Here is a 23,073-nt window from a genome sequence, read left to right as displayed (position 1 = left end):
GAATGAAAGGAAACATCTTACGACTGAAAAGATAAGACTATGAACGAGGCAGTATATGTGAAGCGGGTGCTGGTACCAGTAAAGTTAGACCAGTTAAGTGAGGCGCTCTTAAGCTATGCCGGATCTTTTGCCAAAGCCGTGGGAGCGGAGTTGCTACTCCTGCACTGCACCGGGCAGGCAGAGGTTACCTATACGCAAAAGAGCCGCATCATACAGTCGCTGCGTGCCTTTGGGGAGCGGGCACTGGGAAAGCAGCAGAAGCCCGGAGCTGGATTTGTGCATTTCGATTGCGTGGTGCGCCCCCTTTCGCTGCGCGAGAACATCAAGAAGGTAACACAGGATTATGCCGTGGACCTGGTGCTGATGGAGGCATGCCCGCTGCCTGCCGAGCAGTGTGTTGGCAGCGACCACGCCGCTGCCGTTATGGAGCAGCTGGAGGTGCCGGTAATGGTTGTGCCACAGCAAAGCTCCTACCAAAAGCCCCGGAACCTGGTGTTCGCCACCGACTTTACCGACCGCGACCCGCTCGTGCTGCGGCGCATCCAAAGCTTTGCGGAGCAGGCAGGAGCCAGACTAACCCTGGTGCAGGTTTACAGCCCGGCAGAGCGCGCGCAGCTGTGCAGCCTGAAGGCGGCTATGCGGGAGGTGGAGAAGCTCTTAAAAGGCAAAGAGGTAAAGTTTAAGCTCCTGGAGGAAGAAGACATGCTGGAAGGCATCAGCGACTTTGCCGAACAGCAAAACACCGATATGCTTATACTGGCCACGCAGGACAACCACCTGATGCAGCGCCTGTTCAGCAACGCTTATGTCAAGACGATGGCTTACCACACGCGGGTTCCGCTGGTCACCTTCCGGCAGCTGAAGCAAAAGCCGTGCTCCGGCTGCTGTACAAACTGTGCCAGCAAGCTGCAGCACCACCACAAGCCCAAAGCAGCCCTGGCAGGCATTAAAACCGCCTAACTCCCAAAAAATGATTCCCGCCCAAAGCCTGCACACATGTTGAAAGGCTGTTTGTGAAGTATAAAGCGCAGCGCAGGCCTAAAGCCTGCGCTGTGCTTTTTTGCTAGAAGGTCTCTCACCCAGCCCGCCTGCTCTCACGGCAACACCCTGCCTCTACAACGCAACGCATCCACCTGAAAGCCAGCCACAACTGCATGCACTACGCTTGCTTTGCTAAACCTGCACCGGAAAGTATAAGTATGAGCAACAGAGAGGCGCTGTGCCCGCAGCAGCAGCCTCGGCCCATACTATGAAAAGACTAATCAGCCACCTGAAGTTTCTGTACCAGTACATCACCACCAGTATTGGCTTTTACCCGACCCTTATCTCCGTGTGCTTTTTCGCGCTGGCGCTGCTGATGCTCTACCTCGAGACGCAGGGCCTGAGCAAGAGCCTGAAGGATAACCTGCCGCTCCTGATCATCAGTAACGGAGAAACGGCCCGCCTGATTCTCAGCACAATAGCCGGTGGCATTATCTCGCTGACAGTGTTTAGCTTTACCATGGTGATGCTGGTGCTCAACCAGGCCAGCGCGAACTTTACGCCTCGCGTTATCCCGGGCCTGATCTCCCACAAGTCGAACCAAAGTGTGCTGGGCCTGTATCTGGGCACCCTGGTTTACACGCTGGTGGTGATGGTGAACGTGAGGTCCGATTACTACAGCGTGCCGCTGCCGGGCTTTACCATTTTCCTGGCCATGTGCTTTGCCATTATCTGCCTGGGCTTTTTTGTGTACTTCATTCACGCGGTGTCGCAGTCCATCCAAATCGAAAGCATCCTCGAAAACATCTTCTACGTCACCAAGAGAAGCCTGGAGGGGGAAATCGACAGGGACAGGGGAACGGCAATTCCGAACGTCTTTAACCAGCAAGCGGAGTGGCAAACACTGGAGAGCCCCACCACCGGCTACCTGCAAAGCCTGGACACAGGCGCGGTGATGGGCCTTTTGCGGGAGTATGAGGTGGTGTTGGACTTTTTCGAGCCGCTCGGCAGTTTTCTGGTAGAGGGAGTGCCCTTTGCGAGGGTCAACAAGAGGCTGCCTGACATGAAGGAGTTTACCAGCCGCCTCTTCGGGCACGTTAACTTTTACCGCGAAGAGCGGCCGGATGTAAACTACATCTTCGGCTTTAAGCACATCACCGAGAGTGCCGTAAAAGCCTTGAGCCCGGGAATCAACGACCCGGGCACAGCCATCAAGGCCATCGACTACCTCACCGCCCTCTTCGCATTGAGAATGGATCTGACCGATGAGAAAGTGCTCTACGACAAAGACAACGCAGGGCGCATCCACTTTAAGCACGAAACCTTCGGAGACCTCTACGCAGTGTCGCTTAGCCCCATCCGGCTGTACGGCAAGGGCAGCGTAATCATCGTGCTACGGCTGCTGCAGCTGCTGCAAAGCCTGCTGCATAAGGTGGGCCCGCACCCAGAGCTAAAGCCGGTGCTGTACGGGGAGGCCATTTTACTCATACATGACGCGGATGAGAACACCGAGAACCCTGGTGACCGCGAAAAAATAAACAGCCTGCTGCGGCAGCTGAACAACATGCAGGTACTGGATAAACCTTTGCCGCTGCTGAAGCGGGAAACTAGCTGCGTCTGAGAAAATTATTTAGTTTTGCAGCCAGCTTACTATTTCAGTTATGTTTTTCCAAGCCCTTAAAAAATCGCTGGGGCATATTCTCAACATCCAGCACGAGACAGACGAGCCCGGCACCATCCGGGAGATTAACGACAAAATACCGATCCGTGGCAACAACACCTGGATGCTGATCTGCTCTGCCATGCTGGCCTCCATTGGCCTCGACACCAGTTCCGGGGCAGTCATTATCGGTGCCATGTTAATTTCGCCGCTCATGTCGCCTATACTTGGCGTGGGCCTCTCGGTGGGCATCAACGACCGCGAAATGCTTATTGCCTCCATCAAGAACCTGGCTTTGGCAGCTGCTGCGGGTCTTTTGGTGAGCACGTTATACTTTAGCATAACACCGCTCGGCGAACCTACAAACGAGCTACTGGCCCGCACGCAACCTACTTTACTGGATGTGATGGTGGCTATTTTCGGGGGGATAGCCGGTATCATCTCAATTTCGCGCTCCGATAGGTCCAATGCTATTCCGGGTGTAGCCATTGCCACCGCCTTGATGCCGCCGCTCTGCACGGCTGGCTTTGGGCTTGCCGTAGGCCGCATTGATTATTTCTTCGGGGGCTTTTACCTCTTCTTTATCAACGCCGTCTTTATCAGCCTCTCCACCTACATGATCGTGAAGTACCTGCACTTCCACACCAAATCCTATGTAGACCAGGCCAAGCAGAAGCGCGTTGCCCAGATCATGGGAATCATGTTATTTATAGTGGTGCTGCCAAGTGTTTACTTCCTGTACAACGTGTACGTAGGGGTTAAAACGAAAAAGAAAATCGAGAGCCTAGTTATCACAGACTTCACAGACCGCAACAACGAGGTGCTAAAGTGGGAGATGCAGGAGACAGACTCTTTAAAGTACATCAAGATATACAGCGTGGGCAAGCAGGTAGACGAGAAACTGGTGCAGCATTACAACCAGGTGCTGGCCCAAAACAGCCTGAAACAGTACCGGGTACGGCTTGTTCAGCTGGATGTGTCGCCGGAGGAGGTACAGCAGATTGCCTACGACATAACCCACAACCTGACGCAGGACATGCTCAAAACCATGGAGCTGCAAAAGCTGCAGGAGCAGCGGTCGGATAGTGTGCGCCGCCAGCAACTGCATCTGTCCAGGAGCAGTGCCACACAGGACCTGAAGCTACTTTTCCCTGAAATCCAGAAAGTGCAGGTAGGAGAGATGATCAGCACCACCAACCCCGCGAAGCCAGACACCGTGACGCTGGTAATGCTCGATTGGCGAAAACCAGAGACAGCCGAGGCCACCGCCAACAACGCTAAGAAAAAAGCGGCGGAACAAAAGCAAAGAACAGCGCAGGTGAAGGAGTATGAGGGCCGCATCAGGTCTTACCTGGCAAGCAAGCTACAGCGCGACTCTGTACGGGTAGTATCCACTTTCTAAGCGGAATGAACCCTGGCTGCCAGCCTGGCGCGGACTTTTACGTAAAGGGGCTATAAACCCTTTACATAAAAGCCCGGCATGACTAGATCTAGCACTTTAAAGCAGAGGCTGTATACGATTATCTTTGAAGCAGAAACACCGGGAGGCAAAGCGTTCGATGTTATACTGCTCCTTTTGATCCTGGCCAGTGTCGCCACGGTTTCGCTGGAGAGCGTGGCTGAGCTAAGGCAGGAGCACCTGCGCTTGTTTCTGGCGCTGGAGTGGTCTTTCACCATCATCTTCACCGTGGAGTACATTCTCCGGATTTACAGCACGCCCAGGCCGTTTAAGTACATCTTCTCCTTTTTTGGGCTGGTTGATTTACTCTCCATCATCCCCACGTACCTGAGCCTGTTTATACTTGGCACGCAATACCTGCTAGTGGTGCGGGTACTGCGCCTGCTGCGGATAGCGCGCATCTTTAAGATGACGCGCTTCATAAACGAAGGGCAGCAGCTATCCAGCGCCCTGAAAGCTAGCTTAACGAAAATTGCCGTTTTTCTGGGCACGGTGATCACGCTCGTGATCATCATCGGCTCCTTGATGTACATCATCGAAGGCGAGGCGAGCGGCTTTACCAGCATCCCCACCAGCGTTTATTGGGCCATTGTTACGTTAACCACCGTTGGATACGGAGACATAGCCCCGGTGACGGCGCTTGGCCAGGTGCTGGCCAGCTTTGTGATGATCATGGGCTACGGCATTATAGCTGTGCCGACAGGCATCGTAACGGTAGAAATGTCCAGGTCTGACAAGAAGATGGCCGGCACGCGCACATGCCCCAACTGCCACGAAGAGGGGCACCCGGCCGAAGCCAACTATTGCTATAATTGCGGTTACGCTCTCCAGGCCCCCGAAAGAGCCTGATGACACACGGCCTTTACCTGATGATGAGCGTGTGGTAGGTAACACCATAGCCTCCCCACACGCCCAGGCCACCTTTGATGTTGGAGCGCGTAATGTTAGGCGACCCGATAGGGCTGCCGTTGCTGTTCTGCTCGTTCTCCAGGCTGCTCCAAAAGCGGTAGTGCGGCAGGTCGATAGCGGCCCAGCGCACTGTCACCGTGTCACCCACTCCAAAATAGCTGTACAAATCCTCATCAATCTCTTCCTGCCCCTTCGGCTCCCCCCGGTCCAGCGGGAAAGTAATGGAGCCCCCATTGATCAGCTCATCGTTAAAAACAGAGTTAAAGAGCCCCGGGTAAAATGGCTCACTGTTCCGTTTGGTAAAGTAGCGGATGCTGTTGCCGATGGTGTCGGGGTCGGTGTAGGAGTAGTTCAGGATGCGCAGGCTGTCCTCTTCAGGTTTGGGGTGTGGCGAGATGGTTAGCTCGCTCAGCGGGTTCAGCTGCGGAATGGTCGTAACAGCGGTAAGCGTTTTACCCTGATGGCTGATGCGAAGGCTGTAGCTTTTCCCCACCTCGCCCTGCAGTTCTTCCGAAGTATAAACGTAAAAGTTAAAGCCCCCGGAGGCATTCAGCAGTTCCGGCCGCACCCCAATCTGCAACGAAACAGCCCTTTTAAGTTCTTCTGAGAAAGCCCCTGACGGCACCTCCTTTAAAGTATAGCTTTGCCCGCCTGTGGTAACAGTTACCTTGGCATCGTGCACAAAACTTTTCTCCAGCGTTTCCAGCGAGGCATCGGCAAACACGGGTACGGAACGGGTCAGGACGAGCACTGGCGGTGCGCCCTGCTCAATATGCCCTTCCACCACCAACTGTTCTTCGCCCGCGGGCAGGTCAATGGTCACATCCTCCTCACAGCCAAACAGCAGCGCCAGAGAAAGAACGGATAGGATGGTTTGCGCTAGTCTCATATTTATTTCCAGCTAAAGTTCCAGGTAACAGAAGGCAGCGGGAACGGGATGATGGAGGTTTTCTTCGCCTGCAGCTTTACGTTGTTCCCGAACGGCTCTCCTTCATTATCGATGTAATACAGAAACGGATTGCGGCGGCCGTACACATTGTAGATGGAGAAGGTCCAGCTGCTTTCGATATTCTTCCATTTCTTTGCCTGCAGGGTAGCCGACAGGTCGAGGCGGTGCGTGGGCTCCATCCGGAAGCTGTTGCGCTCGCCGTACTGGTAGTTTACGGAGCCCTCAATGTAATAGCGGCGCACCGGCAGGGTAGTAGCCTCTCCGGTGCCGTAGACGAAGCTGCCGCCAAAGGTCCAGCGGTCGTTATACTTGTAGCTTGCCACCACAGACAGGTCGTGGCGACGGTCGTATCGCGCCGGGAACAGCTTGCCCTCGTTCAGGTCCGGAAACGTGCGGGTAGTGCGGGAGAGGGTATAGCCAAACCAGCCCTGCAGGTTGCCGTAGTTTTTGCGCAGGAAAAGCTCCACGCCGTAAGACTCCCCGCCGCCGCTCACAAATTCATACTCCAGGTCGCGGTTGCTGGGGCCGGGGGCAAAGCCTTCGCGGTACTCCAGCTGGTTTTCCAGGTCCTTGTAGTATACTTCCACGGAGCCTTCGTACTGGTTACCCTTCAGTGTTTTAAAGTAGCCCAGGGCATACTGCGTGGCCCGCTGCGGCTCCACCAGTGCCGAGCTGGGCACCCACACATCCAGCGGCAGCGTGGTATAGGCATTGGATACCAGGTGCAGGTACTGCGCCGACTTCGTAAAAGCCGCCTTCACGGAGCTGCTCTTGCTTAAGGTGTAGTTCAGCGACACGCGCGGCTCCCAGGCACTGTAGGCCACCACCTCCTCGCCACTGCGGTACAGCGTGGAGTCTACCACTACCTGGTTTTCGTTAAACCGATACAGCTCAAAGGGCCCCACCTGGTTAAAGTAACTGTTTCGCAAACCAAGGCTAAGCAGCAGCCTGTCCGTTACATAAATATCGTCTGACAGGTAAAAGGACGTTTCGTGGGCGTACTTGGTGCGCAGGCGGTCTGTGTTAAAATCCTGACCCTCCACACCTTCGGCCACCCCGGAGCGCGGGCGCAACTGATGGTACGTGTACTGCACGCCGTACTGCAGGTGATGCAGCGCGCTTGGTTTATAGTCGAAGTCCAGGTTGGCGCTGTAGTCGCGCACGCCGGTCTGTACCACGGTATTGAAGCCGCCAAAATCCCAGGTAAACTCAAACTTATAGTCGCTCAGCACCCCCGAAACATCCACTTGCATCTGGTCGCTGAACCGATGGTTCCAGCGGGCAGTGGCGCTGGCATTTCCCCAGAAAAACTCAGACTGAAAGCGCCCATCCGACAAGGTTAGCTCACCCACATCGCGGCCGTAGTAGCCACTGAGGTAGAGCCTGTCCCGCTCCGAAAGCACAAAGCTGAGTTTCCCGTTAATATCATAGAAATAGTAGGGCACACCGCCCTGTTCTGTGTCCTTCAGGAAAGGGTTGAACACGGCGTCGGCATACGTGCGGCGGCCGGAAAGTATAAACGCGGCCTTGTCCTCGGCCAGCGGCCCCTGCACCGATAGCCGCGAGGAGATCAGCCCTACGCCACCGTCCACCTTAAAGTCTGACAGGCTGCCTTCCTTCATGCCGATATCGAGCACAGAGGAAAGGCGACCGCCGTAGCGGGCCGGCATGCTGCCTTTTATCAGCGTGGTGTTGTCGATGGCGTCGCTGTTGAAGACGGAGAAGAAGTTAAACAGGTGACCGGGGTTGTACACGGTGGCTTTGTCGAGCAGCACCAGGTTCTGGTCAGCGCCGCCGCCGCGCACATAGAAGCCGGTGCTTCCTTCCCCAGCCGACTTCACGCCGGGCAGGAGCTGCACCGTTTTCAGGATATCCACCTCCCCAAAGATAACCGGCAGGGTTTTAATTGTTTCCAGCGGCAACTCCAGCTGGCCCATCACGGGGGTCTCTGTGATGGGAGGTTTGCGGGTGGCAACCACCTCCACCTCCTGTACGTCATAGGCCGTGGGAGCCAGGCGGAAGGTGAGCGCGGTATTGCGGTCGAGCTGCAGCTGCTGCTGCTTTTCGTCGTAGCCAATATACTTGGACACAACGCTGTACGCCCCGGCAGGAGCCGTAAAGCTATAACTACCGGAGGCGTCTGTTATCGTGCCATTGCCCGGGCGCTCTTTCAGGAAAACGGTGGCACCCGCAAGCGCCTCACCCGTGGTGGCATCCAGCACCCGCCCCGACAACGTATAGATAGACTGCGCCACTGCCGGCGGCACCAGCAGGCAAAGCAGACCTACCAGAAGTATAAATGAATGATTGAATATCCGCAAACCTGTTTCTGCTGTTGAGTGACTACTGGGAAAACAGCAGTTTCTTGCAAAGGTTTAACGCGAAAAGTAGGGATATTTGTTCACCAGGATGTAAAAGGCCAGAGAGCACAGATACGCCATAAAGGAGCCCAGCAGGGCGCCCAAAAGCACATCCCCCGGAAAGTGCACACCGAGGTAAATGCGGCTGTAGGTAACCACCACCGCCCAGGCAATAAGTATGACCTTGAAGGCCAGGTAGCGGTCTGAGAGAATCAGGCTAAAGAAAACCGCCAGCGCAAAGGTATTGGCCGCATGCGAGGAGATAAAGCCAAACCGGCCGCCACAGCCCTCCACGATGTTGATGAACTCCGAGAGCGTGGGGTCGTGGCAGGGGCGAAGGCGCATAAAGTATGGCTTCATAATGCCGGAGGCGATAAAATCAGACAAGCCGATGGCTACGATCACCAGCAGCAGCATCAGTATACTTTTGCGGCGGTAGCGCCAGACCAGGTAAACAATCAACCCCAGGTAAAAAGGTATCCATACCAGCTTCTCCGACACAAAAACCATCACAGCATCCCAAAAAGGGCTGTGCATCTCATTCAGGTAAAGGAAAGCCTCCTTATCCAGCTGCTCGAGCATCTCCAGCATTACTTTCCGGCGTTAATCCAGTCGATGTCTTTTTTCAGGTACTCCTGTGTCTGCTCCTCCGGGCTGCCTGCCTCTGGCGTGAAGTTATAAATCCAGGAAGCGTGCGTTGGCAAGCTCATCAAAATTGACTCTATTCTGCCTTTGGTAAGCAGGCCGAATTTGGTGCCACGGTCGTACACCAGGTTAAACTCCACGTAACGGCCACGGCGCATGAGCTGCCATTGCTTTTCGCGCTCTCCGTAAGGCAGGTCGCGGTTTTGGTTGATGATGGATGTATAAAAAGGAGCAAAGGCATAGGCCACATCATGCACAAAGGCCAGGCGGTCTTCCATGCTTATCTCATCTGTTGCCATTAACCTATCGAAGAAAATGCCGCCCACGCCGCGTGTCTCGTCGCGGTGTTCGTTATAGAAATAGTCGTCGGCCCATTTTTTGAACTCCGGGTAATAGCTTGGGTGATGTTTATCGCACACGGCCTTCATCTGCTCATGGAACTCGCGTGCCTGCTTGAGGTCCAGGTAGATGGGCGTAAGATCAATGCCGCCGCCAAACCAGGCCTGTCCGTTGCCAGCCTCAAAGTAGCGCACGTTCATGTGCGTGATCGGCACCATGGGGCTGCTCGGGTGCATCACCACCGATACGCCGGTAGCAAAGTAGTTCGGGTCTGGCATTTGCAGCGCCTTCAGGAACTGAGGCGATAGCTCGCCCTGCACCGCAGAAAAGTTTACGCCGCCTTTTTCCAGCACATTACCGCCTTCAATCACGCGGGTGTTACCGCCGCCGCCGCCTTCATGCTGCCAGATTTCTGAACTGAACTTGGCACCGCCGTCGCAGGTTTCCAAAGCATGGCAAAGGTCTGACTGGAACTGGCGCATAAACGCCTCTACTTTTTCTCTAAACATATTCTTTAGACGCTAGATTTGATTTTTTAGACACAAGACTAAGGACACAAGATAAAAGACTAAAACATAAAGGTGCTTAGGGCCATTTGTGAAGTAGTATTCCATCATAAAGATAGGTACATGGTAAGTCCTGTGTCTTGTATCCTTAGTCTTATGTCTTAGATTAAACTTTGCCACAAAATTACCGATTCTCCGGCGTTTTGCCGAACGCATTCCGTATTTTACTTAAAAGCTGAAAATTTGTAAATTCGGGCAAACCTTAACACGCACTATGTCTAACGAAACCCTGGAAGCCATAAAACTTGATCTGGAACTACTCAAAAAGGCTTACCGACTGATGATTACTGCCAAAACCCTGGCAGATACTTACGAAGAAAACAAGGCGATTTGCAGCAAGTATGTGCACAGCACCTCGCGCGGACACGAAGCCATACAACTGGCCGCCGCGCTGCAGCTGCAACCTTATGACTTCGCCTCCCTCTACTACCGCGATGACTCGATGCTGCTGGGCATGGGCCTGCAGCCGTATGAACTGATGCTGCAGCTGATGGCCAAAGCCGATGATCCCTTCTCGGGCGGCCGCACCTACTATGGGCACCCGTCGCTGAAACGAGAAGGCTTCCCGACCATTCCGCACCAAAGCTCTGCCACCGGCATGCAGGCGATACCGGCCACAGGCATGGCCCATGGCCTGGCTTACCTGGAGGGGCAGGGCCTGCTGAAAGGAGAGGAGCGCCCTATTGTGCTCTGTTCTTTAGGGGATGGCTCCGTAACCGAAGGCGAAGTTGCCGAAGCCTTCCAAATGGCGGTGCTCAAGGGGCTGCCGATTATCTACCTGATTCAGGACAACGACTGGGGCATTTCGGCTACAGGCAAAGAAATGCGCGCCATGGACGCCTTTGAGTATGCCGCTGGCTTTAAAGGGATGGAGCGCCTGCGCGTAAACGGCTCCGACTTCGAGGAATCGTATGAAGGAATGCGTGTTGCCATCGAGTATGTGCGCAAAGTACGCAGACCGATTCTCGTGCACGCCAAAGTGCCGCTGCTGGGCCACCATACTTCCGGTGTGCGCCGTGAGTGGTACCGGGGAGAAAACCTGCAACAGCATAGCATAGATGACCCGATTCCGAAATTGCGCGAAGTGCTCCTGGAAGCCGGATTGTCGGTAGACGATGTGAAACTGCTGGAGCAGGAAGCCATGCAAACGGTAGCAGCCGATTATGAGCGTGCGCTGAATGCACCTAATCCAGACCCGGCTTCTTTTGACAAGCATGAGTTTGCGCCAACGCCGGTAACGGAAGAAAAAGGAGAACGAAGCCCAGCAGGTGCCGAGAAAGTGACCATGGTAGATGCTGCCCTGCACGCTGTGGATGATATCCTGAATACTTACCCTGAGGCGCTTTTTTACGGCCAGGATGTAGGCGGAGAGCTAGGCGGTGTTTTCCGTGAAGCGGCATTGTTGGCAAAGAAGTATGGCGATGCCCGCGTGTTTAACACACCAATTCAGGAAGCTTACATAGTTGGCTCTACGGCAGGCATGTCAGCGGTAGGTGCTAAAGCGATTGTAGAGATACAGTTTGCTGATTATATCTGGCCAGGCATTAACCAACTGGTGGAGGAGCTGTCAAAAAGCTGCTACCTGAGCAATGGCCAGTTCCCGGTTCAGTCCGTTATTCGCGTACCGATTGGGGCCTATGGCGGCGGCGGGCCTTACCACTCCGGAAGTATAGAATCTACGCTGCTGAACATACGCGGCATAAAGGTAATTTTCCCGAGCAACGCTGCCGACATGAAAGGATTGATGAAAGCCGCTTTCCTGGACCCGAATCCAGTGGTGATGCTGGAGCACAAAGGCATTTACTGGTCTAAAGTACCGGGCACTGAAGACGCCAAAACGTTTGAACCAGACGAAGATTACATCCTGCCACTGGGCAAGGCGAACATGGTGCAGCAGGCAAGCGAGGAGGAGATGCGCATGGGCAACAGCATGACGGTGATTACCTACGGCATGGGCGTATACTGGGCAAAAACCGCTTCAAAGCAATTCCCGGGCAGTATAGAAATCGTGGACCTGCGTACGCTAAACCCGCTGGACTACGAGACAGTACGCGCCTCAGTGGAGCGCCACGGCAAAGCGCTGGTGCTGACAGAAGAACCGCTGATGAACTCATTCGCTGAATCCCTGGCTGGTCGCTTGTCTAGAGATTGCTTCCAGAAACTAGATGCGCCGATTTATACGTTGGGTGCCGCCAACCTTCCGGCCATTCCTTTGAATGTGGAGCTGGAGAAAATGATGCTGCCGAATGCAGAGAAAGTGGCAGCCAAAATGGAAGAATTGCTGAACTACTAAGTATAGCTAACAAGTATAAAAAAAGCCCTGCCTATACCTGGCAGGGCTTTTTTTATGCCTAGGGCAGGCCTACCATAGGCCTGCCACACTGAAAACATCTGGTTTAGAAAGGATAGCCGATACCGATTTGTAAGGTGCTTTGGTTGTTCCGGGTAAAAAAATCGGTCAGCTTAAAGTTAGGCAGCACAAACTTATCGTTCTTCCAGTTTGCCGGGTCGTATACTTTGGTGGCCAGGTCAAAGCGCAGAATCAGCACCGACAGGTCAAAGCGAAGCCCGAATCCGGTACCCACCGCCAGCTCTTTGTAAAACCTATTGAACTGGAAATCGGCACCCGGTTTGTTTCTGTTGGGCTCCAGGAGCCACACGTTACCCGCATCCACAAAGAAAGCCCCGTTTATAAAGCTGAACATGTTAAAGCGGTACTCCAGGTTGGCCTCCACCAGCACCTCACCCGGCTGCTCTATACTGTAGTCCCGCACCACCTCAATGTTGCCCTCCTCGTCATCTACGGTGCGCAGGGAGGCGTAAGAGCCCAGGCCTAAGCGCCGCGACTGCCAGGCACGCACGCTGGAGGCGCCGCCGGCAAAGAAGAACTTGTCGTACGGAATAGTGTTCTCGCCAAACATGGGAGAGACCACACCCGCATTCAGGCGATACACAAAGTAGCGCTGCCCGCCCAGGGGGATGTAGCGACGGAAATCCGGGTTAATACGCCCGTACTGGTAGGTGCGCAGGTTGTTTATATTCAGCTCCAGCCCCAGCTCTTTGGAAAGCCCGCCCAGCTCCACCAGGGTTCTGAAGTAGCGGGCATTGCGGGTCTGCGTAAAATCGTTGGTGTTATAGATAAAGCTAAAGCCGACGAAGGAGATAATACCGTCGTCAAAACTTTCGAGGAGCGAGCGGCCGCCGGAGCTGTTGTTTTCCAACGTATTTCGAAAGTTCTCATCCCGTATATCGCCCTGCACAATGTTCAGGTTAACAGGGGAGAAGATAAACTGCATCACCGGGGGCTGCAAAGGGTTGCGCGAACGCTGCCAGATATAGTCCAGGCCCAGCTCGTAGGTCGATCGCACGTACTCCTGCCGGTCTTCGCTGCTGTAGCCTGTGTACACTCGCGTACGCGGGCTGTACTCCGACAGCAGGCTGTGGTTTGTAAAGGGCAGCAGGATAACCGGGAACGAGAGGGCGGCATTGGCGCCAAACTCCTGTATCTGCACCGTCTCGTCCGGGTCTGTAAAGCTCACCTGGTACTCCAGTCCGCCCCGTATCCCCAGGTCCAGGTTCTCGGCACCGCCGAACACATTGCGCACGCGCAGGGTCAGGCTCGAGAAGGGGCCCGGGCGCCGCTCCGTAAAGTTTACCCCCAGCTCAGCCGTCTCCTGAAACTTCTTGGCCGGCAGGGCATTCACCAGCGCATTCAGCGCATAGGTGGAGTCATTGGGGTCTACCTTGGTGTAGAGCACGTTGTTGAACTGGAACACATCCAGGTCGGCCAGCTTACGCTGTGTGGTAGAGGTGCGCAGCTGGCTGTAGCGCTGGCCCGGGTAAATGTCAATCTTTTTGTCCAGGATGAGCGGCGAGTACTTCTGGTCGTAGGCCACGTACTTTACCCCGTTGTAAACCATGGTGTCGCGCGGAATACCGAAGCGATCGGAGTCCGTTTTAAAGTATACATCGTTGATGGTGTACACTTTGTGGGTGGAGTCCTGCTCGGGGTTCTCTATAATGGTTTTGATGCGGGTCGTGTTGCCGGCATAGCTCGTATCAACCTCAAACTCAATGTAGGCACGGGCAAAGTCGTAGTAACCGCGGTTCTTTAGCAGCTGGTACAGCCGGTCGCGCTCCAGTGTCAGCTCATCCTCGTCATACTTCTCGCCCAGTTGCAGCAGCGAGCGGTCCTCGGTGGCCTTTACAATGCGCAGGACACGCGGGTCCTCAATGTCATAGCTCAGCTCAGAGTAGCGGTAGGGCTCGTTTTCATCTATGTTGATGTCAATGTATACGAGCTTGTCCCTTTTCACGCTTTTGGTGTAGCTGGCCTCATGGTTAAAGTAGCCTTTGGAGTTCAGGTACACATCGATCTGGTCCATCGTCGCCTCCATCAACGTCGAGTCGTAGATGGCGGGCGGCTCCCCAAGCTGCATAATGAAGTTGCCCTCCTTCAGCTTGTTCTTCAGGCGCTCAATGCGGTTGTCATATTTATCGCGTAGCTTTACGATCTGCGTGGAGTCGCTGCCCGCCTCTTCGATCTTGCGCGCCTTTCTGGCCTGCTGCTTTTCTATCCGCGCCTGGATCTTCTGCGGGTCGTAAAACTTTTTACCGAAATTGTAGAGCGCCAGGTAAGGGGTGGAGCCGAGCACCATGCGGTTGGGCTCCTGCTGGTAAAGGCTCTGAATAGCAGTCGGATCCACCGTCTCCAAGCCCTGTGGCTCTATACTTACAAGCAGCTTTTCGTTCTCACCCAGGTATTTCGTGGGAACGCAGGCGTTAACGCCTAGCATTGTAAAAATCAGGGCAGATATGTATAATCGTGATCTCAAACGTGTAACCTAGCTATGTTGTCGAAAGCAGTTGTAAAGTATATTAAATCCCTGCAAGTAAAAAAATACCGCAATCAACACCAAGCCTTTGTGGTAGAGGGTGCCAAAAGTGTACTGGAGCTGCTGCACTCCGGCTTTAAGCTGCAACACCTGTTCGTAACCGAAGCCTTCCTGCGTGAACATACCGCGATCCTGGGCAAAGGTTATGCTTATGAGGTGGTAAAGGAGGAGGAACTGGTAAAAGCCGGCACCTTCGCCAGTAATAACGCAGCCCTGGCCGTGGCAAGTATGCGGCAGCTGCCACCGCTGCAGCTAAGCCCGCAGGAGCTGGCTATCGCCCTCGACGACATCCGCGACCCCGGCAACCTCGGCACCATCATCCGCATTGCCGACTGGTACGGCATTAACAAAGTCGTCTGCTCCGAAACCTGCGCCGACTTCTACAACCCGAAAGTTATCTCCTCCACCATGGGCTCCTTTACCCGCGTAAACGTGTACTACCTGGGCCTGCCCGACTGGCTGCAACAGCACACCGCGAAGTATAACATCTATGGCGCGGCCCTCAGCGGAGAAAACCTGCACCGCATGCAGCTAAAGCCCGAAGGCATTGTGGTGCTCGGCAACGAGGCCAATGGCATTCGGCCGGAGGTGGCTGCACAGGTAAACCAACTGGTCAAGATCCCGGCCTTCGGAGGAGCCGAGTCGCTCAACGTGGCCACGGCCACGGCCATCATCATCGATAACTTTAAGCGCAACAGCTGATAGAGTAGTAGCATAACAGAAAGAGGAGCCTCACGGGGCTCCTCTTTCTGTTTCACCTTATCACAATCAAACGCTTTTTATACTTACAGGAACAGGCGCAGGCCAAAGCTGACCACACTTGTTTCGGGGCCGCGGTTGTCTTTAAACAGGTCGTTCATGTTATACTTGCCAAAGAGCGTTACACCGCCGTACCCGATCACGCCTTCGGCACCGTACTGCATGTCGCTCAGGTTAAAGCTGTCACGGTCTTTCTCCTTGTCTCCGTTAAGCTTGATTTTGGAGTGGCTGCCCAGGCGGTAGCCAACAAAGGGGCCTGCGCCGATGGTAAAGCCGTCTTTCCCGTTTTCGCGCTTAAACTCCAGCAGGGCCATCAGCGGCACGTTAACAGAGGAGTGGGTGAGCTTTGACTTTTCGAAACTAAGCTCTTCCGCCTCCTCGAAAACCGTTACGCCGTCTACATCACGCACGATAATATCGTCTTCGAACATGTAGTTGTTAAAGGCGAACTCCAGGCCGGACAAGAGGTAGAATGGGCTGGTGCGGCCGCCGATCTGCGACCGAAGGCGCCAGTTCAGGCTTACGTACCGCGAGCCCCAGGCTTTCAGGTCCGGCGTGTTGTCGATATCGGTAAAGGTGTTGAAGCCCAGGTCAATGTCAAAACCCCAGCGGGTAGATTTGTAGTCCTCGATTTCCTTCACATGGCGGATGCTGTCGCGCTCCTGCTTGCTGGGCATGTCCACGTTTACGCGGGTGTTTTCCCCGTCTTCCTCCACATCCACCTTAATCTTAAAGCTTTTGTTGATCACCACCTCGTGTGTTTCCTTGGTTACCCCGCCCGTCTGCGGGTCTTCTTCCTGCACGGTGATGGTCACCTGTTCCTCCTTGCCGTCCTCTGCCTTGGCTTTGTTGAAGGTAACTGTCATTTCTTTAGACTCCTGGTTCGAGTTTTCCATGTTGTCCACGCGCTCCACGTACTTGTTAAGCTCCCGCATCAGCGAGTCAAGGCTGTAGTTCTGGAAAGCCTGCAGCTGCTGTATGTTTTGCAGATGCAGGATCATTTTTGCACCGTTTGCCATTTTCACCACAATGGTGTCCTGGTCAGGGGAGCCGAGGCGTTGTTGCAGGGTAGATCCGCCTTTGGCAGACACACCGGTAGCGGCGGCCATGACAATGGCCATTACGAGTAGCAGTATTCGTTTCATGTTTTTGAGTTTAAAGATTGATCACTTTTGAGATTTTCTGTTTGCCGATTCGGGTTTCCAGGGCCACCCGATCGGCTCGGATGCCTAATTCCGACAATTCCACACCTTCGCCGGCAGCAAGGTTGCGCACCTGCTTAAAGATGTTTTTGGCCAGTGCACCTTTCTTGCGGACATCCTCCTGCGGGTTGCTCTCGGCCGCGGCCGCTGGCGAGGCAAAAGAACGCTTGATGATGATCTCCACAGGCTCGGCATTCATGTTGGCGTCGGCCTTGGCAGTCGCCAGGGCAGAGGGTGCGGCCGCATCTGTCGCAGTGGCTGGCACGGTAGACGCTGTCCTGGCTGGCTGGGTGTTGGCTGCGATGGCCGGCTGCGCATCCGCCTCGGTCACTTTCTCAACGGTCGGCTCCACCAGGCTTTGTTGCTGTACAGCTTTAGGAGTAGTAGTTGCCTGGGCGATGGCCTTCCGTTGTTCGGGTGCCTTTGTTGTGTTAGATGCTGTTGGCTGGGTGGCGGTTGCCTGGGCCGGCACATTTTTTTCGCTTTCCTGCGCTGCGGCAGTCTCCTGCAGCGCCATGGCACCCGCTGGCTCCACCGCCTCCGGGGCAGGCGCTACTTCGGGCCTGGCTACCGGCAGCTCCTGTGGCTGCCTTACGTCGTGCTTGGTCAGGGTCTCGCTTATCTCCGGCGTGCCGGTGTTAATGTTGTAAAACACCACCCCCACAGTTAGCAGCAGGGAAAGCGTAGCAGCCACCGAGGAGTACATCCACATATAGCGTTGCTTGCCGGTTTTCTGCTCTGCCTCCTGCGGCAGGGCAACCGGTGTCTCCTCCGCTGCCGCTTCGGACTGCATGCGCCCCTGCAGGCGAGCCCACATATCTGCGGGAGGTGTGGGAGCGCTGTTCCCCAGGCGCTCCTTAAATAAGTTGTCTATGTCTTCTGGTTTCATGTTCTTTTCCTCCTCGTTAAACGGCAATAGCACTTTGTCCTTCGAGCCGGCGCTGCAGCATCGTGCGCGCCTTGCTCAACTGCGATTTTGACGTACCCTCGGTTATCCCGAGCATATCGGCAATTTCTTTGTGTGCATACCCTTCTATCGCATATAGGTTAAAAACGGCCCTGTAGCCGGCTGGCAGCGTCCTTAGCAGCTCCAGCAGCTCTCCCTCGGCCAGATCCTGGTCTGCGCTGCCGGGGCCGGCCACCTGCACATGGTTGTCTTCGATGCCCATGTACAGCGGCTCCTTCTTTCGCAGGAAAGCCAGCGCCTCGTTCACCATAATGCGGCGAACCCAGCCCTCAAAGCTGCCTTTCGCTTCAAAACCGCCTATGTTTTGGTAAATCTTCATAAAACCGTTCAGCAACGCTTCTTCCGCATCCATCTGGTTTTTAAGATAGCGCAGGCACACGCCGTACATCTGCGAAGCGAAACGCTCATACAAGAGCTTTTGCGCCTTTGCGTCTGCCTGCTGGCATCCTGCTATCAGTTCTGCTTCTGTCACGCTGGTAAAAGTTTATGCTATATCGATCTTCCCGTTTTGTGCCTGGAGCTTATGTTGCTCTTTACCCCTTAGATGCAGGGTACCCGTGGTGTGGTTGCCTGAGGAGCTTTAAATTTTAAACTTTTTTTCGTCATCACAAACCCTCCAGCTATAAATAGCTGAACACCAACTATAAAAAAGCTACAATTTTATCGTGGATGATAGCTAATGCAACCAGAAAGAGTGTGGGTATGGCTTGGAAATACCGCGGCATACCTGGGTTTGCAGGTTTTGTTAAGCACAGGAGGCCGCTAAGAGAAGGACAGCTTAAAGTCATCGCCTACAACTTAAACCATCAGAATATAACCACTTAAAAGGGAAAAATGTGGTACGAAAGGAGGGAAGAGCAGGCTGCTGCAGTAGCAGAAAGGAGCGGTGTGCTGTAAAAAGAAAGGGCTCCTACAAGAGGAGCCCTTTCTTTTCGAAAATCAAATTTTCAACTTTTAGCCATACTCTATTACGCCACTGTGTTTCAAAGGTTATGCTTACACTAAAAATTTTTGTTTTTTTCTGGCCGGTGTAGAGAAAACCTATGCCTCAGCATCCTGCTGCAGTGCCGGCGCAAGTACCTCCCATACATTGTCGGCAACTATTTTCTGCCCTTCCACCGTGGGGTGTATCCCGTCAGCCTGGTTAAGCTTCGGGATTCCGGCCACGCCTTCCAGCAAGAAGGGGATCAGCGCCACGTTCTCCTCTTCGGCAATTCGGGTGAAAACACCTCTGAACTCCTCGGCATACTGCTGGCCCATGCTCGGCGGAATCTGCATGCCTGCCAACACCACCTTCACATCCGGGTTCTTGGCCCGCACCTTTTCAATAATGGCTTTCAGGTTGGTGTAGGTTTGTGCCGGATCGATGCCGCGCAGGCCGTCATTTGCCCCCAGCTCCAGCACAAAAACATCCACGGGTTGCTTTAGCAGCCAGTCGATGCGGCTTTTCCCTCCGGCGGTGGTCTCACCGCTCACACCGGCGTTTATTACCTTGTAGGGCAGGTCCAGCGAGTCGATTCGCTCCTGTATCAGGGCCGGGAAGGCCTGGTCCGTCTCCAGCCCATAGCCGGCCGTCAGGCTGTTGCCAAAGAACAGTACCGTTTTGGTTTCCGCGGCGGCGGCTGGCTTTTCCCCTTCCTGCGCCGCGGCCCTGGCAGAAGACGGCTCCTCGACCTGGTTCGTCGTTTCCACATCGCCACAGCCGTAGAGGGCCGCCAGCGCTGTAAAAGCATAGGCAAAGTATAGATTCTTTATCTTCATTAGCTTTATTTTTCTAAATTTAAACGGCGTCAACTCTAAACCTATAACGTGCCGTAAGAGTTATTTTGTTCGGAAAGATGCACCCTCGCCCCAAAGCGGCAACCGGTGCCTAAAATCCACCCATTACTAAACCCAAGACAAAAGCGTGTCAACCATACTCGAGATACAAGACCTTAAAAAGACGTATAACAGCGGCGACCGTCACCTGACCGTGCTGCAAGGTATAAATTTTTCGCTACAGGCCGGCGACGTGTGCTCCATTGTGGGGCCTTCGGGCAGCGGCAAGACCACCCTGCTGGGCCTCTGCGCAGGCCTCGACAGGGCCTCTTCCGGCTCTGTCATTCTAAACGGGGTTCGGCTGGACAGTCTGTCAGAGGACGAGCGGGCACAGGTACGAAACCAGTACGTTGGCTTTATTTTTCAGAACTTTCAACTCATCCCGACCCTCACCGCGCTGGAGAACGTGATGGTGCCGATGGAGCTGCGCGGCGAACGCCATGTGCAGCAGCAGGCCATGGAGCTGCTGGGCCGGGTAGGGTTGGCAGAGCGCCACGACCACTACCCGACGCAGCTCTCCGGAGGGGAACAGCAGCGGGTGTCGCTGGCCAGGGCTTTCTCCAACAAACCGGCTATACTTTTTGCCGATGAGCCCACCGGAAACCTGGATGAGGAAACCGGCGACAAAGTAGAGCGGCTGCTCTTTGACCTGAACCGGGAGGCGGGCACCACACTTGTGCTGGTAACCCACGACCTGGAGCTGGCCGGGAAAACCGACCGCATCATCCGCATCAAAGGGGGAACCGTGGTTTCAGACACGAGCACGACCGCTACCGTGCCGCTGCGCGGGGAAGAACAGTAAAAGCGCCCGCTTATCGCATTCAATTATTCTGTCACTTAAGATTTATCTGTGTCCGACACCATCATCCATATAAACAATAAACGCTCCCTGAACCTGCGCTGGCTTCTGAAGATGGCCTGGCGCGACAGCAGGCGCAACCGTGGAAGGCTGGCGCTGTTTATTTCCTCTATTGTGCTGGGCATTGCAGCGCTGGTGGCCATCAATTCCTTTTCTGATAACCTGCGCACCGATATCGACAAGCAGGCGAAGTCCCTGATCGGAGCTGACCTGGTAATTGCCTCCAACAAGGAGATAGAGCCCGAGATGCAACAGCTGCTGGATTCTATCGGCGTGGGCGGCGACCGCTCCGATGAGGTACGCTTCGTCTCGATGGTTGTGTTCGAGGCATCGGGCGGCACCAGGTTGGTACAGGTGCGCGCGCTCGAAAGGGGAGGCTTCCCCTATTACGGGGCCATCGAAACGGAACCGGCCAGCGCAAGCAAATCCTTCCGGGAGGACGGCAGGCAAGCGCTGGTAGACCAGACGTTGCTGCTGCAGTATAACACGAAACCCGGAGACTCGATCAAGATCGGCAACCAGACCTTCGAAATTGCCGGGGCGCTGCATAAAATACCGGGCCAGTCTGCCATGACGGCGACCATTGCCCCGGCTGTGTACATCCCGCGGCGCTACCTGGACGAAACGGGTCTGCTGCAGCGGGGCAGTCGCATTAGCTACTACCATTACTACAAACTCCCCGAAAGCACCGACGCCGATAAGTTGGTAAAAAAGCTGGAGCCGCGGCTGGAGGAGGCTGGCTTTGGCTACGACACCATCGAAAGCAGAAAAGAGAGCACCGGCAAGGCCTATGAAGATCTGGCGCGTTTCCTGGCGTTGGTGGGCTTTGTTGCCCTGCTGCTTGGCTGTGTGGGCGTGGCGAGCGCCGTGCATGTGTACATCCGAGAGAAGCTGGCCACCATCGGCGTGCTGCGCTGCCTGGGCGTGAGCGGCAGGCAGGCCTTCCTGATCTACCTGTTCCAGGTGATAGCCATGGGCCTGATCGGCTCTGTGGTAGGCGCTGTGCTGGGCAGCTTAATTCAGCTGTACTTGCCGCAGCTTTTCCAGTCTTTCCTGCCAGTAGAGGTCACCGTGGCCGTTTCGTGGTCGGCTATAGGGCAGGGCATAGCCATTGGCGTGATCATTTCAGTGCTTTTTGCGCTCTTGCCGCTGCTTTCTGTGCGCAATGTATCACCGCTTATCACGCTGCGGGCAGGCATTGAGCATGTTTCCTCGGGCCCCGACAAGGTGCGCTGGGGAGTATATTTCCTGATTGTTGCCTTTATTTTCATTTTCTCCTATTTCCAGCTGGGCACCTGGCTGCAGGCACTGTCGTTCACAGCCGGTGTTTTTGTGTCCTTCCTCGTGCTGGCCCTGATTGCCCGGCTGATGATGTGGCTGGTGAAGCGCTTTTTCCCGGTGAGCTGGGGCTATGTATGGCGCCAGAGCCTGGCCAACCTGTACCGGCCTAACAACCAGACGCTGCTGCTTACCGTTTCCATCGGACTCGGCACAGCCCTGATCGCCACGCTTTTCCTGATGCAGCGCATCCTGCTGAGCGAAGTGGCGTTTGCCGGAAGCGAGAACCAACCCAACCTCGTGCTGTTCGACATCCAGAACGCGCAGAAGGAGGACGTGGCGCAGCTGGCCCGGCAGCAGGGGCTACCGGTGCTGCAGTACGTACCCGTTGTAACCATGCGCCTGGAGGAAATGAACGGCCTCACTGCCGCCGATGTGCGCAAAGACACTACCCTGGAGATCCCGGACTGGGCTTTTACGCGCGAGTACCGCGTTACTTACCGCGATTCGCTCATCAACTCAGAAACCAGTGTGGCAGGGGAGTGGCAGGGGCAGGTATCGGACCCGAATGCTCCCATACCCATCTCTGTCGAAGACCGTTATGCAGAAAGGCTTAAAGTGGAACTTGGCGACACCATGATCTTCAATGTGCAGGGCGCCTTGGTGCCTACCGTGGTGGCCAACCTGCGGGAGGTAGAGTGGAACCGGGTGCAGAGCAACTTTCTGGTGGTGTTTCCGAAAGGGGTACTGGAGGAGGCGCCGCAGTTCCATGTGCTCATGACCCGCACCCAGAGCGATGAGCAGTCCGCCAGCTTCCAGCAGACACTGGTACGGCAGTTCCCGAATGTATCGGCCATCGACCTGGGGCTAATCCTCGAAACCCTCGACGATATCCTGGGCAAGATTTCCTTTGTCATCCGCTTTATGGCCCTGTTCAGCATCAGCACCGGCTTACTGGTGCTGATCGGCTCGATCAACAACAGCAAGTACCAGCGGGTGCAGGAGAGTGTGCTGCTACGGACGCTGGGGGCAAGCCGTAAGCAGATCCTAAGTATAAATGCCTTTGAATACCTGTTGTTAGGCGCGCTGGCTGCCGGCACGGGTGTTATACTTGCCGTAGGGGCCAGCTGGGCACTGGCAGTGTTTAGCTTTGAGGTCGCCTTTGTGCCGGACCTTACCCCGCTGCTGCCCGTGTTCCTGGCAATCACAGGCCTGACGATGCTTATCGGCATGCTGAACAGCCGCGGCATCCTAAACCGCCCGCCGCTGGAGGTGTTGCGCCGGGAGGCGGCTTAAACCTTGCTGTTAGTGGCAGCGCCCCGGATGGCAGAAAAGCGCGGCAAACAAAGCCGCCTGTATACTTTGCGGAGTAACTAAAAGGTAGCGTTACTGGTACAATGAAAGACCAACTGCAGCAAAGCAGCTCA

General features: G+C 55.0%; 17 protein-coding genes. 8 read left to right on the top strand and 9 right to left on the bottom strand.

Annotation, left to right across the window (positions count from 1 at the left end; genetic code table 11):
• Nucleotides 1-39: 39 nt before the first annotated feature.
• From CA264_RS05765 to CA264_RS05750, 4 genes are all read left to right on the top strand, one after another.
• Nucleotides 40-960, top strand: a complete 921-nt coding sequence (locus CA264_RS05765; protein WP_025605387.1) for a universal stress protein — start codon at nt 40-42, stop codon at nt 958-960.
• Between the two features lie 289 nt (nt 961-1,249).
• Nucleotides 1,250-2,602 (top strand): DUF2254 domain-containing protein, encoded by a 1,353-nt coding sequence (locus tag CA264_RS05760; protein ID WP_025605386.1) that lies wholly within the window; start codon nt 1,250-1,252, stop codon nt 2,600-2,602.
• Nucleotides 2,603-2,642: 40 nt separating this feature from the next.
• Nucleotides 2,643-4,043 (top strand): TIGR00341 family protein, encoded by a 1,401-nt coding sequence (locus CA264_RS05755; protein WP_025605385.1) that lies wholly within the window; start codon nt 2,643-2,645, stop codon nt 4,041-4,043.
• Nucleotides 4,044-4,121: 78 nt separating this feature from the next.
• Complete coding sequence (locus CA264_RS05750; protein ID WP_025605383.1) at nt 4,122-4,949, top strand: ion transporter; 828 nt, start codon at nt 4,122-4,124, stop codon at nt 4,947-4,949.
• A 13-nt stretch (nt 4,950-4,962) separates the two neighbouring features.
• On the opposite strand, the gene CA264_RS05745 is transcribed toward CA264_RS05750, so the two are convergent.
• Genes CA264_RS05745 through hemF form a run of 4 tightly spaced genes read right to left on the bottom strand, consistent with a single transcriptional unit; the run spans nt 4,963 to nt 9,811 of the window.
• A complete protein-coding gene (locus CA264_RS05745; protein WP_025605381.1) occupies nt 4,963-5,898 on the bottom strand; it encodes a DUF4249 family protein in 936 nt (311 codons plus the stop codon).
• A 2-nt stretch (nt 5,899-5,900) separates the two neighbouring features.
• On the bottom strand, nt 5,901-8,279 hold the full coding sequence (locus CA264_RS05740; protein ID WP_237151180.1) for a TonB-dependent receptor: 2,379 nt from the start codon (nt 8,277-8,279) through the stop codon (nt 5,901-5,903).
• Nucleotides 8,280-8,333: 54 nt separating this feature from the next.
• Complete coding sequence (locus tag CA264_RS05735; protein WP_025605378.1) at nt 8,334-8,909, bottom strand: phosphatase PAP2 family protein; 576 nt, start codon at nt 8,907-8,909, stop codon at nt 8,334-8,336.
• Nucleotides 8,909-9,811, bottom strand: a complete 903-nt coding sequence (gene hemF / locus CA264_RS05730; RefSeq protein ID WP_025605377.1) for an oxygen-dependent coproporphyrinogen oxidase — start codon at nt 9,809-9,811, stop codon at nt 8,909-8,911. Before hemF ends, CA264_RS05735 begins: the two co-directional genes overlap by 1 nt.
• 271 nt (nt 9,812-10,082) lie before the next feature.
• Here hemF and CA264_RS05725 point away from each other — a divergent pair, with 271 nt between their 5' ends.
• Nucleotides 10,083-12,161 (top strand): alpha-ketoacid dehydrogenase subunit alpha/beta, encoded by a 2,079-nt coding sequence (locus tag CA264_RS05725; protein ID WP_025605376.1) that lies wholly within the window; start codon nt 10,083-10,085, stop codon nt 12,159-12,161.
• A 103-nt stretch (nt 12,162-12,264) separates the two neighbouring features.
• Here the strand turns inward: CA264_RS05725 and tamL are convergent, their stop codons facing one another.
• Nucleotides 12,265-14,703: a translocation and assembly module lipoprotein TamL gene (tamL, locus tag CA264_RS05720; RefSeq protein ID WP_036775533.1), complete on the bottom strand. Its 2,439-nt coding sequence runs from the start codon at nt 14,701-14,703 to the stop codon at nt 12,265-12,267.
• Between the two features lie 15 nt (nt 14,704-14,718).
• Between tamL and CA264_RS05715 the strand changes: the two genes are divergently transcribed.
• Nucleotides 14,719-15,465 (top strand): TrmH family RNA methyltransferase, encoded by a 747-nt coding sequence (locus tag CA264_RS05715; protein WP_025605372.1) that lies wholly within the window; start codon nt 14,719-14,721, stop codon nt 15,463-15,465.
• 83 nt (nt 15,466-15,548) lie between these two features.
• On the opposite strand, the gene CA264_RS05710 is transcribed toward CA264_RS05715, so the two are convergent.
• The 4 genes from CA264_RS05710 to CA264_RS05695 form a co-directional block, all read right to left on the bottom strand.
• Nucleotides 15,549-16,667, bottom strand: a complete 1,119-nt coding sequence (locus CA264_RS05710) for an outer membrane beta-barrel protein (RefSeq protein ID WP_025605370.1) — start codon at nt 16,665-16,667, stop codon at nt 15,549-15,551.
• A 10-nt stretch (nt 16,668-16,677) separates the two neighbouring features.
• A complete protein-coding gene (locus CA264_RS05705) occupies nt 16,678-17,613 on the bottom strand; it encodes a hypothetical protein (protein WP_025605368.1) in 936 nt (311 codons plus the stop codon).
• A gap of 16 nt (nt 17,614-17,629) precedes the next feature.
• Complete coding sequence (locus CA264_RS05700) at nt 17,630-18,163, bottom strand: RNA polymerase sigma factor (RefSeq protein WP_025605366.1); 534 nt, start codon at nt 18,161-18,163, stop codon at nt 17,630-17,632.
• A 569-nt stretch (nt 18,164-18,732) separates the two neighbouring features.
• Complete coding sequence (locus CA264_RS05695; protein WP_025605364.1) at nt 18,733-19,452, bottom strand: arylesterase; 720 nt, start codon at nt 19,450-19,452, stop codon at nt 18,733-18,735.
• A 145-nt stretch (nt 19,453-19,597) separates the two neighbouring features.
• Between CA264_RS05695 and CA264_RS05690 the strand changes: the two genes are divergently transcribed.
• Complete coding sequence (locus CA264_RS05690) at nt 19,598-20,311, top strand: ABC transporter ATP-binding protein (RefSeq protein ID WP_025605362.1); 714 nt, start codon at nt 19,598-19,600, stop codon at nt 20,309-20,311.
• Nucleotides 20,312-20,359: 48 nt separating this feature from the next.
• Entirely contained in the window at nt 20,360-22,942 is a 2,583-nt protein-coding gene (locus CA264_RS05685) for an ABC transporter permease (protein ID WP_335682440.1), read from the top strand.
• The last annotated feature ends 131 nt before the right edge of the window (nt 22,943-23,073 follow it).

The organism is Pontibacter actiniarum (assembly GCF_003585765.1).
Lineage (GTDB): Bacteria > Bacteroidota > Bacteroidia > Cytophagales > Hymenobacteraceae > Pontibacter > Pontibacter actiniarum.
The sequence above is the reverse complement of the archived record's forward strand: the minus strand, read 5'-3'. Positions and strand labels throughout refer to the sequence as shown.